11 protein-coding genes and 1 pseudogene are annotated in these 11,033 nt (G+C 57.5%); 8 read left to right on the top strand and 4 right to left on the bottom strand.

Annotation, left to right across the window (positions count from 1 at the left end; genetic code table 11):
- Positions 1 to 64: 64 nt before the first annotated feature.
- Positions 65 to 1,318: an NADP-dependent isocitrate dehydrogenase gene (icd, locus tag NOR51B_RS12190; RefSeq protein ID WP_009020712.1), complete on the bottom strand. Its 1,254-nt coding sequence runs from the start codon at positions 1,316 to 1,318 to the stop codon at positions 65 to 67.
- A 159-nt stretch (positions 1,319 to 1,477) separates the two neighbouring features.
- On the opposite strand from icd, the gene NOR51B_RS12195 reads away from it, so the two are divergent.
- From NOR51B_RS12195 to NOR51B_RS12225, 7 genes are read left to right on the top strand one after another with little or no spacing between them, the layout of a single operon-like run.
- Entirely contained in the window at positions 1,478 to 2,032 is a 555-nt protein-coding gene (locus NOR51B_RS12195) for a pseudouridine synthase (protein WP_009020918.1), read from the top strand.
- Complete coding sequence (locus NOR51B_RS12200) at positions 2,029 to 2,502, top strand: NUDIX hydrolase (RefSeq protein WP_009018876.1); 474 nt, start codon at positions 2,029 to 2,031, stop codon at positions 2,500 to 2,502. The genes NOR51B_RS12195 and NOR51B_RS12200 overlap by 4 nt, the downstream gene beginning before the upstream one ends.
- Positions 2,499 to 3,590: a tRNA 2-thiouridine(34) synthase MnmA gene (mnmA, locus tag NOR51B_RS12205; RefSeq protein WP_009020372.1), complete on the top strand. Its 1,092-nt coding sequence runs from the start codon at positions 2,499 to 2,501 to the stop codon at positions 3,588 to 3,590. Before NOR51B_RS12200 ends, mnmA begins: the two co-directional genes overlap by 4 nt.
- Complete coding sequence (hflD, locus tag NOR51B_RS12210; RefSeq protein ID WP_040482096.1) at positions 3,590 to 4,225, top strand: high frequency lysogenization protein HflD; 636 nt, start codon at positions 3,590 to 3,592, stop codon at positions 4,223 to 4,225. Before mnmA ends, hflD begins: the two co-directional genes overlap by 1 nt.
- Positions 4,226 to 4,279: 54 nt before the next feature.
- Positions 4,280 to 5,650: an adenylosuccinate lyase gene (purB, locus tag NOR51B_RS12215; protein ID WP_009019251.1), complete on the top strand. Its 1,371-nt coding sequence runs from the start codon at positions 4,280 to 4,282 to the stop codon at positions 5,648 to 5,650.
- Between the two features lie 12 nt (positions 5,651 to 5,662).
- Positions 5,663 to 6,760 carry a cupin domain-containing protein gene (locus NOR51B_RS12220; RefSeq protein ID WP_009019143.1) on the top strand — a complete coding sequence of 366 codons (1,098 nt, stop codon included), beginning with the start codon at positions 5,663 to 5,665 and terminating at the stop codon, positions 6,758 to 6,760.
- Positions 6,757 to 7,206 carry a DUF7931 domain-containing protein gene (locus tag NOR51B_RS12225; RefSeq protein ID WP_009019334.1) on the top strand — a complete coding sequence of 150 codons (450 nt, stop codon included), beginning with the start codon at positions 6,757 to 6,759 and terminating at the stop codon, positions 7,204 to 7,206. Before NOR51B_RS12220 ends, NOR51B_RS12225 begins: the two co-directional genes overlap by 4 nt.
- Here NOR51B_RS12225 and NOR51B_RS12230 read toward each other — a convergent pair.
- Positions 7,203 to 8,744: a bifunctional ADP-dependent NAD(P)H-hydrate dehydratase/NAD(P)H-hydrate epimerase gene (locus NOR51B_RS12230; RefSeq protein ID WP_040482604.1), complete on the bottom strand. Its 1,542-nt coding sequence runs from the start codon at positions 8,742 to 8,744 to the stop codon at positions 7,203 to 7,205. The genes NOR51B_RS12225 and NOR51B_RS12230 overlap by 4 nt on opposite strands.
- Positions 8,745 to 8,849: 105 nt before the next feature.
- Here NOR51B_RS12230 and putP point away from each other — a divergent pair, with 105 nt between their 5' ends.
- Positions 8,850 to 10,325 carry a sodium/proline symporter PutP gene (putP, locus tag NOR51B_RS12235; protein WP_009020399.1) on the top strand — a complete coding sequence of 492 codons (1,476 nt, stop codon included), beginning with the start codon at positions 8,850 to 8,852 and terminating at the stop codon, positions 10,323 to 10,325.
- 7 nt (positions 10,326 to 10,332) lie between these two features.
- On the opposite strand, the gene NOR51B_RS12240 is transcribed toward putP, so the two are convergent.
- The gene (locus tag NOR51B_RS12240) at positions 10,333 to 10,641 is read right to left on the bottom strand and encodes a Rieske (2Fe-2S) protein (RefSeq protein ID WP_009019279.1); all 309 of its coding nucleotides are present in this window, start codon (positions 10,639 to 10,641) and stop codon (positions 10,333 to 10,335) included.
- A 2-nt stretch (positions 10,642 to 10,643) separates the two neighbouring features.
- Positions 10,644 to 11,033: pseudogene (locus tag NOR51B_RS15720) on the bottom strand (methylmalonyl Co-A mutase-associated GTPase MeaB); the annotation flags it as partial.

Consider the following 11,033-nt stretch of genomic DNA (forward strand, 5'->3'; position numbering starts at 1 on the left):
TCGCGATAAACCAAAAAAAAGCCCGCGACAAAGCGCGGGCTTTTTCTGGTCTTGCGGCGGTGTCTTACATCTTCGCGACAATCGCCTTGCCAAACTCAGAGCAGCTCAGCAGCTTCGCATCATCCATCAGGCGCTCAAAATCATAGGTTACGGTCTTGTCCTGAATGGCACCGTTCATCCCTTTAATGATCAGGTCGGCGGCTTCATTCCACCCGAGGTGGCGAAGCATCATTTCCGCAGAGAGAATCAGCGAACCCGGGTTGACCTTGTCCTGCCCGGCGTATTTCGGTGCCGTGCCGTGGGTGGCTTCAAAAACCCCTATGGTGTCAGACAGGTTGGCGCCGGGAGCAATGCCAATACCCCCTACCTGCGCCGCGAGGGCATCGGAGAGGTAGTCACCGTTGAGGTTTAGCGTGGCAACTACGCTGTAATCTCGCGGGCGAGTCAGAATCTGCTGCAGCATGGCATCGGCGATGACATCCTTGATGACAATGTCGCTACCCGTACGCGGATTTTTCATCGTTACCCAGGGGCCGCCATCGAGAAGCGTGCCACCGAACTCTTCCTGCGCCAGCTCATAACCCCAATCGCGGAAGGCGCCCTCGGTAAACTTCATGATGTTGCCTTTGTGCACCAGTGTAACCGAAGGCAGATCCTGGTCGATGGCGTATTGGATAGCCTTGCGAACCAGGCGCTTGGTGCCCTCTTCCGATACCGGCTTGATCCCAATACCCACATTCTCCGGGAATCGAATTTTGGTAGCACCCATTTCGTTGCGCAGGAAATCGACGACTTTTTTGGCTTCTGGAGAATCCGCCTGGTATTCGATACCGGCATAAATATCCTCGGAGTTCTCGCGGAAAATGACCATGTCACAGTCTCCGGGGTTCTTCACCGGCGACGGAACCCCCTCAAACCAGCGCACGGGGCGCTGACAGGTGTAAAGATCAAGTTCCTGGCGCAAAGCCACATTGAGCGAGCGGAAGCCGCCGCCTACCGGCGTGGTCAACGGGCCCTTGATAGCCACCGAATAGGTTTTGATGGCATCGAGAGTTTCTTCGGGAAACCAGTCACCGTCGTAGAGCTCGGCCGCTTTTTCGCCGGTATAAATCTCCATCCAGGAGATTTTCTTGTCGCCGCCGTAGGCTTTGTCAACAGCAGCGTCAACCACATCTATCATCACGGGACTGATGTCGACGCCGATACCATCGCCTTCAATAAACGGGATAATGGGATTATCAGGTACAGTGAGGCTGTGGTCAGCATTAACCGTGATGGTCTCGCCCGTTTCCGGTACCTTAATGTGCTTGTAAGCCATGGGTCTTTCCTTTTTTTGGAGTCCGATAGAATAGGTAGGCTCGGATCGACCGACAGATCCGGGCTCGGCAAACGGGGGAAGCATTCTACGCTGCGTCGAAACCCCGCTTGAACCGCAAAACGGCGCCAAGTTTACCATTAAACGTGACGGTGATGACCCGTGTCTGAGATCATTCTGATCAATAAGCCCTTTCGTGTACTGAGTCAGTTTACGGATCGAGAGCAAACCAGCCGTGGTCCCAGAAAAACACTCGCAGACTATCTCAGTGCGCCGGGTTTTCGCGTCGCCGGTCGGCTCGATTACGACTCCGAGGGGCTTTTGCTGCTCACCAATGACGGGGTATTGCAGCAACGCATTGCCAACCCGCGCCACAAGCAGTGGAAAACCTACTGGGTTCAGATCGAGGGAGCCGTGAATAATGAAATATTGGGACAGTTAATGAAGGGGGTGGAACTCAAGGATGGCCCCACACAACCGTGTAAGGCCACGGCAATCAGTGAGCCTGCGTTGTGGTCTCGGGATCCCCCAGTGCGTTATCGGCGAAACGTTCCAGACAGTTGGATAGAAATGTCCCTGCGCGAGGGCCGTAATCGTCAGATCCGGCGGATGACTGCGGCAGTTGGATTCCCCACCCTGCGGCTGGTTCGTCGTGCTATCGGCCCCTGGCAACTGGACACCCTTCGCCCCGGAGAGCATCGGCGGCTGACTTTATGATCGCAACTATTGCCCAGGATTCACCCCGATGGCGACCCAACGCTACCGTCGCCGCCGTCATCGCCGATGGTGATCGATTTCTTCTCGTAGAGGAGTCTGACCCCAGCACCGGTGCGACCGTGTTCAACCAACCCGCCGGTCACCTCGAGCCGGGCGAGGGGCTGATCGCCGCCGTTGAGCGCGAGGTCCTCGAAGAAACACGCTGGCACTGCCACGTGTCGAATTATCTGGGCGTCGCCCTGTATACCGGGGGAAATGGCGTCACGTACTTGCGGCACACCTTTGTTGCCACGGCGTTAACTCATGACCCGACAAAAGCCCTCGATCCGAGTATCATCGCCGTCCATTGGTTTAGCCTCGATGAAATTCGCCACCGGAGTCAGCAACTGCGCAGTCCGTTGGTGTACAAAGCCATTGAACAGTTCATCAAAGGGCAATGGGCCCCATTATCCTTAGTAGTTGATTTATGAGTCTGAACGCAAATACCAAAGTCATCGTCGGAATGTCCGGAGGTGTTGACTCGTCGGTGTCGGCACTGCTGCTGCGTGATGCAGGGTATCGCGTGGAGGGGCTGTTCATGAAAAACTGGGAAGAGGATGACGGGACTGAGTACTGCACGGCAAAAGAGGATCTCGCCGATGCCAGCTCAGTTGCTGACCGGTTGGGCATTCCACTTCACGAGGCCAACTTCGCCGCAGAATACTGGGATAATGTCTTCGAGCACTTTCTCAGCGAGTATCGCGCCGGTCGCACACCCAATCCCGATATCTTGTGTAACCGCGAGATAAAGTTCCGCGCCTTCATCGATTATGCAACCCTGCTCGGCGCCGACTGCATTGCCACCGGGCATTATGTTCGCCGGGGCCATTTCGAATCGAAAGCCACACTACTCAAGGGGCTGGATACCAACAAGGACCAAAGTTACTTTTTGCATCAGGTGGGTAACGTTGAATTGGGTCGCACCCTGTTTCCTGTCGGCGAAATTGATAAGCCCCGTGTTCGCCAACTCGCGGAGGAAAACCAGCTTGTCACCGCGAAAAAAAAGGATTCCACCGGCATCTGCTTTATCGGTGAGCGTCGATTCAAAGATTTCCTCCGCCAATATCTACCCGCACAACCCGGGAATATCGAGGATCTCGATGGACGAACCATTGGCCAGCATATCGGTCTCATGTATCACACCATAGGTCAGCGGCAGGGGTTGGGCATAGGCGGATTGGCCGACCACGATGAGGCGCCGTGGTACGTCGTCGGTAAGGATCTCGACCGAAATGTACTGCTGGTCGCCCAGGGGAATGATCACCCCGCGCTGTTTTCCTCGCGCTTGCTTACCGGAGACATTTTCTGGATCTCCGGGGAGCCCCCGGCTCCCTCGGTGCAGCTGTCGGCAAAAATACGCTATCGGCAGCCCGATCAGGATTGCCACCTGGTCGCCATCGACGGCGGCTTCGAGGTTGTTTTCGATACACCGCAGCGCGCGGTAACACCCGGACAATCCGTCGTTTTTTATGATGGCGAATGCTGCCTTGGCGGTGGCGTTATCGAGGACTCGCTGTAGTGGCCCATACCCCTCTGGAAGATCAGACCATAGCGCTCGCCGGTGTGGCCCAGGCCGCGCGTATCGTCGACCAGTGCTCGCGCAGTGGCAGCTACCCCACTGCGTTTCTCGAAGCATCAATCCATTCGCTATTCAGTTTCGACACCCCATCCGTCGCTGCGGTATACGGCAACCTGCAAGGGGTGAAACTGGGGTTGCAGACGCTCAGTGCTGGCCTTGGAACGGACAATAGCCATCAAACCGTTACCACCATGCGCTATCTGTTCGCCATCCTGCATCTCTCCAGACAGTTTGAGAAGCGCCCAGAAATGCAGCAGATCATCCATACACGTCTCCAGCACGCCCAATACAAGGCCAATCATTTCTCCAATGATATCAATGGTATATGTCATAATATATCAGCGGTTTATCAAGATACTCTGAGCACGCTTTCGTTTCGGATCAAAGTCACGGGGAGCGCGCAGCACCTACAGAATGAGGCCAATGCGGACATCATCAGAGCATTGCTGCTTGCCGGTGTCCGCTCCGCCTATCTGTGGCGGCAACTGGGTGGCCGCCGCTGGAAGCTCGCCCTGCAACGCGGCCAGCTCCGCGATACGGCCCATCAACTGTCACGGGATATGGGCCTTGATTAAGCCGATGACTCGAGGCGTTACGCACTACGGCTCACTTCACGTAAAGGAAATCATATGGAACTGACGGCACTGACTGCTATTTCACCGATCGATGGCCGCTACGGTGACAAGCTGGCAACCCTACGAGATGTTTTTAGTGAGTACGGTCTGATCAAACGTCGGGTTGAAGTAGAGGTTCGATGGCTGGAGTGTCTTGCCGGGCACCCTGACATCGCCGAGGTCCCTGCCCTGAGTGATGCCGCGCAGAAAATGCTGGAGCAGCTGGTCACTGATTTCAGTGTGGCGGACGCCGAGGCCGTCAAGGCCATCGAAGCCACAACCAATCACGACGTCAAAGCCGTTGAATATTTTCTCAAGCACGCCGTGGCCCACCAACCCGAATTGGCCGCTATCAGCGAGTTCCTGCATTTTGCCTGCACATCGGAAGACATTAACAATCTTTCCCATGGACTGATGCTACGAGACGGAGTGGCGCTGCTTGACCCCGCCATGACCGCCATCATCACGGCCATAGAGGACCTCGCGGTTACTCACGCGGCTCTACCCATGCTGTCGAGGACCCACGGGCAAACGGCCAGTCCGACGACACTGGGCAAAGAAATGGCCAACGTGGCGGCTCGACTGAAACGACAGCACCGCGCCGTGCTCGCCGTGCAACCCATGGGAAAGATCAATGGCGCTGTGGGCAATTACAATGCGCATTTTGCGACCTACCCTGATATTGACTGGCCCGAGCTGGCAAATACGCTGGTGACCTCGCTGGGGCTGGAATGGAACCCCTACACTACCCAGATCGAACCCCACGACTATGTCGCCGAGCTGTTCGACGCCGTTTCCCGATTCAATACCATTTTGATTGATTTCAACCGGGATGTTTGGGGTTATATATCGCTGGGGTACTTCAAACAGAAAACGATTGCCGGCGAGGTGGGTTCCTCGACGATGCCCCATAAAGTCAATCCCATCGATTTTGAAAATTCGGAGGGCAACCTGGGCCTGGCCAATGCGGTGCTGCAACATTTGGGAGAGAAGCTGCCGATCAGTCGCTGGCAGCGCGATCTTACCGACAGCACCGTGCTGCGCAATATGGGCGTTGGATTGGGCTACAGCCTGCTTGCCTATCTATCCGCGAGCAAGGGCATTGGCAAACTGGAGGTCAATGCCGCACGACTCGCCTCTGACCTGGATAACGCCTGGGAAGTACTGGCGGAACCGATTCAGACGGTGATGCGGCGCTATGGCGTACCCGAACCCTACGAAAAGCTGAAAGCCCTGACTCGGGGCAAGACCATCAACCGTGACACGCTGGCTGAGTTTATCGAAACCCTGGATATCCCACAGGACGCCAAATCGAGCCTGCTGGCCCTGACACCGGGTAACTATATTGGCAACGCCACAGCGCAGGCAAAAGCGATCAGGTCATGAGCGAGTCGTGTCGTGACCATCAGTCTTGATACGGAGCGCTTTCTAAAGCACTACTGGCAAAAGCACCCCCTGGTTATTCGACAGGCCGTTCCTGACTTTACGCCGCCAATCGATGCCGACCATCTTGCGGGGCTCGCTCTTGAGCCCGATGTTCAAAGCCGGATCGTCAGCTGTGATCGGGGTCATTGGGAAGTGCAACACGGCCCTTTTTCCGAAGCCGACTTTGATCGTGATGACCAATGGAGTCTATTGGTTCAGGGGGTAGATCGTTTACTACCCGAAGTGGCGGCCTTACAGCGCGCTGTCGACTTCCTGCCCTCCTGGCGCTTTGATGACGTGATGATCAGCTATGCCAGTGAGGGCGGCAGCGTGGGGCCTCATTTTGATCGCTACGATGTATTTCTTCTTCAGGGCGAGGGTGAGCGCGAATGGCGAATCGGGCAGCGCTGCGATCACACCACAGCGACCCACAATTACGATGAACTACTGCTACTCGACGATTTCGAGCATCGTGAGACCCATCTGCTGCAGACCGGCGATGCGCTGTATATACCGCCGGGAATCGCTCATTGGGGCATTGCCCGCGGCCCCTGTACGACCTTTTCACTGGGATTTCGTGCGCCGTCGATTGCAGCCCTGACGGCGCGCCTTACCGATAGTGCGCTCGAGCAATTAATGCCTGATCTCCTGCTCGAGGACCGAAACAGTCTGGTCAGTGAGCGCGGACGACCCGGAGAGATCACCACACAGCAGCGCGACAACATTCGCAGCGCCGTTTTATCTGCCCTGAGCGCCCTTGACGATGGCGTGTGGCTCGGCGAGTTGCTGACAGAGACCGAACCGTTCATTGGTGAGTCCCCAGAAGGCGCCGTACCCCCGCATATCGCGATGGACCTCGGCTCACGGATTAACTGGATGGAAACTCCAGAAGGCATCGCCGTGTTTGCCAACGGGGAGCGCTTCCCTGCGTCGCGACAGGCTCTCGATGTCTTGACCCCGCTTTGTGCAGGGGGCAGCATTATGACGTCGACCGCGCCTATCGACACTCGAGCGCTTTTGGAGTGGTTGTGGGCGGCAGGCGTACTTTGCGACCTTGAGGACAGGCCATGACTGAGCCTACTGATTCACGTCAGGCGCTGATTGCGCTGCTGGAAAACGCGACGCGGCATGTCGATGTGCTGAGCCCTGACCTCGCCCCCACCCTGCTCAACGACGAGGTCGTCATAAGCTGTCTCACCGAACTCGTGCGACGCGGCCGGCAAACCCGCATACGTCTCCTGGTGACTCGGGTTAGACCGTTAAAAGAGATGGGGCACCGGCTTTTGGCTCTGGCTCTTCGCGTACCCAGCACGGTCAATCTGCACGAGCTGGAGCGCCACCCTGAATGGCCGCAGGACACCGTGATTGTGGTCGATCGACAGGCCGGGATGTATAGCGGTGCCGAAGACACGGCGTTCCGCACGCTTGATGGCGCCGCAGCAGCACGATCTCAGGCAGAACGCTTCGATCGATTGTGGACCGCATCGGCACCCTCCCCGGAACTGCGGCGACTCTAGTCCAGCCTGCCCGCCAGCAGGCGCTGGATCGGAGCCATTAAATCGGTCGCCACGTAGCCCACATGCGCGACTTCACGGGCGATCCAGTCCGCCGCGCGGGCATGGGCACACACCCCCAGCCGCGCGGCGTTGCCTGCCGATAAACCTCGAGCCATCAAGGCTGCGATCACCCCCGTAAGCACATCACCCATGCCGCCACTACCCATGCCCGGATTGCCATAAGGACACACCCCCGGGGCAAAGCGTTCATCCTGATCGATGACAATCGAACCGGCTCCCTTGAGCACGATCGTGGCCTGATACTGCGTCTGTAGCGCACGGGTAGTGGCTAAACGATCCTCTGCGATCCTGGCGTTACCGACTCCGAGCAACCGTGCCGCCTCGCCCGGGTGCGGGGTCATTACCGATCCCGCGGGCAGTTCACTACCCGAATTCGCGAGCAAGTTAAGCCCGTCGGCATCGACTACGAGGGGACATCGAGCATCGAGTACGGCACCCAATAGCGACTGTCCCCACTCGGACTGGCCCAATCCTGGACCGATCGCGACAACCGACGCCCGCGCCAGTAATGGTCGCAAATCAGCAGCGCCTCCGACGCCAGTTACCATCACCTCGGGCTGCCGCGCCATCATAGCGCTCAGGTGTTCGGTTCTGGTGGCCAGGCTGACCAGACCCGCGCCGCTTCGCAGCGCCGCTTCAGCGGCCATGATCGCAGCGCCTCCGAACCCATAATCACCACCGACGACCAGTACATGACCACGGCGACCTTTGTGAGCCGATCGGGGGAGCTTAGGCAATGAAGCCCGTTGATGCTCCAGACTCATGAGGGCTGCCACAGGGCTTGGATCGTCGAACACCCAGGCCGGGACTTGCAAAGACTCCTCGCGAATCTCTCCGACCACATCGACACCGTCACCGGTATAAAGACCGAACTTTGCCCCGATGAATGTCACCGTCAAACACGCCTTTACTGCCACTTCCGGTATCGAGCCGGTCGACGCATCTAGCCCGGAGGGGCAGTCGATGGCGAGGACCGGGAGGCCCGCATCATTGATGCGCGCTATCACTGAGCGATGTGCTTCGCGAAGTGCGCCCCGGTAGCCGGTGCCCAGTAATGCATCGACCACCACTTGATCGCTAGTGGGCGCCGCTGCAGGGCCGGCTTCAGGATCGGGCGGCAGTCTCAGTTCAGTACGGATGGCGATCTGTGGGTAGGCTTCTATAAAACGCAGGTAGGCCGTTTTGGCATCACCGCCAATGCGCCCTTCATCGCCGATGAGGGTGAGGCTGACTTGCAACCCGGAATCCGCGGCGAGGCGCGCGATAACCCAGCCATCGCCGCCGTTATTGCCGGTACCACAAATAACATGGATCACTCGGGCATTTGGCCATTCGTCACCAAGGTGCCTGAAAGCCGCCGCCCCCGCGCGTTCCATCAAAACCGAGCCCGGTACATCGGCTTGGTTGATGGCACGGGCATCCAATGCACGGACCTGATCGGCGGTGTACAGTTGGCGTTCAATTTGGGAGCTGATCATGACGTCAAGCATACCGCTTCATTACTCAATGCGCAGTTTTCCGTCGCGCTTTGTCTTGGCCCCAGCGTCTCCTAGGGTAGAAAAAAGTGTGCCGGGGTCGTACGAATGGTAGCGTTCGATGCGGCTATTGCCGCGACGTTTCTGTTTTACCTCGCGATTATTTTTGCCATCGCTGTCGTCGCCTGGATGCGAACCCGCACCGCCGCGGATTACTACCTCGGGGGGCGCAACCTGTCCCCCGCCGTGGCCGCCTTGAGTGCCGGTGCATCTGACACCAGCGGCTGGGTGTTACTGGGATTGCCGGGCTATGCCTATCTGTCCGGCCTCGAGGCGGGATGGCTTGCTCTCGGCCTTTGCCTCGGCGTTGCTATGAACTGGTTACTCACGGCCCGAAAATTGAGGATTTTCAGTCACGCGCTGGAAGACGCGGTCACATTGCCCACTTACTTGCAGCGCCGCTTTTGCGACTCCGGGGGTGGGCTGAGAATCGTCTCATCGCTATTTATCCTGCTGTTTTTCCTGTTTTATGTCAGCTCAGGCCTCATTGGCGGCGGTAAGCTTTTTGTCGCGGTGTTCGGGGTCGACTACCACATCGCGGTGATTCTAGGCGCCGTCATTATCATCGTTTATACCCTGTTCGGTGGTTTTCTTGCGGTCTCATGGACCGACGTTTTTCAGGGCCTGTTACTGACAATAGCCCTGCTCGTTGTACCTGTTATGGCAATACAGGTCGCCGATGGCCTCGACGCGAGTATCGCGGCCATTGAAATAGAGAACCCCTGGCTACTCGAAGCCTGGCACGACAAGAACGGGGAGCCACTCGGTGCCATTGCCATTATCAGCCTGCTGGGCTGGGGTCTCGGCTATTTTGGCCAGCCCCATATCCTGTCGCGCTTCAAAGCGATCGAGTCGGCCCACGCGGTAAAATCCGCGGCGGCCATAGGTATTATCTGGGCCATCGTGGTCTATATTGCCGCGATAGTAGTGGGGATGGCGGGTATTGCCGTCTTCGATACGGCTCTGGCCGATGCCGAGAAGGTATTTATTCTCCTCGTTGGTACCCTTTTCAACCCCTTCGTCGCCGGTGTTTTGCTCGCTGCCATCCTCGCCGCCATCATGAGCACCGTGGATTCACAGCTGCTGGTCTGCTCGTCCGCCTTAGCCGAGGATATTTATCCACTGTTGCGCAAGCGCGCCATCGACGCCACGCTTCGCCTGCGTATCGGGCGTTGGGCGGTAGGCGGGGTTGCCGTCGCCAGCACACTCATCGCCATGGACAGCGACAGTAAGGTGCTGGACGTTGTGTCCTACGCCTGGGCCGGGCTAGGCGCTGCTCTGGGTCCCACAATCTTACTCAGTCTCTATTGGGCTCGTATGACGGGGACAGGCGCCCTGGCCGGCGTTGTCACCGGGGGGTTAACCGTTATTATCTGGAGCCAGATTGACGGAGGAATTTTCGAAGCTTACGAGTTGATCCCCGGCTTTATCTTCGCGAGCTTCGCTATTGTGCTGGGTAGTTGGCTAAGCGCGGGTAATGTGGCCGAAGCCGAAAACCGGTATCGCGAATTGGACCGTGCCTGATCCTCTGCTATGGCAGCAGGATACCGATTTCGTTGCCCTCATAGGCGGTGGCAAAAACCTTTAGCGACGCGCACAAGCCATCGACCTGAACGCCGTCATTGGCGAGCTCAAATGCAAAATGGTGCCGCGGACAGAGTAGCTGTTCATCGATGATTTCCGCGTCAATCAAAGACTGCTCCTGGTGGGGACAACGGCTGGACACCGCCCACACCTTGCCCGCTTCCTGTAACAGCAGAATCTCAAGCTGGTCAATTTTGAAGGCGCGACGATAGCCATCGTGAAGATTGATCAACTTATCCAGAGGAAGAAAGCGCACCGTCAGCTGCGGGCGCGCTCAATCACTTCCAGGGCAGCGGCAAGCGGCGTGACTTCCGCATTTTGAACGCGCTTTTCGATAGCCGGCAAGGCCTCACGAACACCTGGATGGGTGCGCAGACTGCGCAAGAGTAGCTCGTTGACCAATTGACGCATCCAACTGAGATTCTGTGAGGCCCGTTTCGATTCAAGTGCGCCCCGCTCGATGGCGGCATCGCGATACTCGCAAATCGTTTCCCAAACGGTGTCGATCGACTGGTTATGCAATGCCGAGCAGGTGAGCACCCGCGGTTTCCAAAAGCCTGAGTGCTTCAGTAAGCCCATGGCGCCGTCGTAGTGTTGACGGGTAGTCCGGGCGATGCCTTCGCTATCGCCATCGGATTTATTGATAAC

Origin of the sequence: Luminiphilus syltensis NOR5-1B, from assembly GCF_000158175.1 — a bacterium.
Lineage (GTDB): Bacteria > Pseudomonadota > Gammaproteobacteria > Pseudomonadales > Halieaceae > Luminiphilus > Luminiphilus syltensis.

What these genes read in the sequence shown, in the direction of transcription:
- icd (WP_009020712.1), bottom strand. Translation starts at nt 1,318, where the DNA reads ATGGCTTACAAGCACATTAAGGTACCGGAAACGGGCGAGACCATCACG.
- NOR51B_RS12200 (WP_009018876.1), top strand. Translation starts at nt 2,029, where the DNA reads ATGATCGCAACTATTGCCCAGGATTCACCCCGATGGCGACCCAACGCT.
- mnmA (WP_009020372.1), top strand. Translation starts at nt 2,499, where the DNA reads ATGAGTCTGAACGCAAATACCAAAGTCATCGTCGGAATGTCCGGAGGT.
- purB (WP_009019251.1), top strand. Translation starts at nt 4,280, where the DNA reads ATGGAACTGACGGCACTGACTGCTATTTCACCGATCGATGGCCGCTAC.
- NOR51B_RS12225 (WP_009019334.1), top strand. Translation starts at nt 6,757, where the DNA reads ATGACTGAGCCTACTGATTCACGTCAGGCGCTGATTGCGCTGCTGGAA.
- NOR51B_RS12230 (WP_040482604.1), bottom strand. Translation starts at nt 8,744, where the DNA reads ATGATCAGCTCCCAAATTGAACGCCAACTGTACACCGCCGATCAGGTC.
- putP (WP_009020399.1), top strand. Translation starts at nt 8,850, where the DNA reads ATGGTAGCGTTCGATGCGGCTATTGCCGCGACGTTTCTGTTTTACCTC.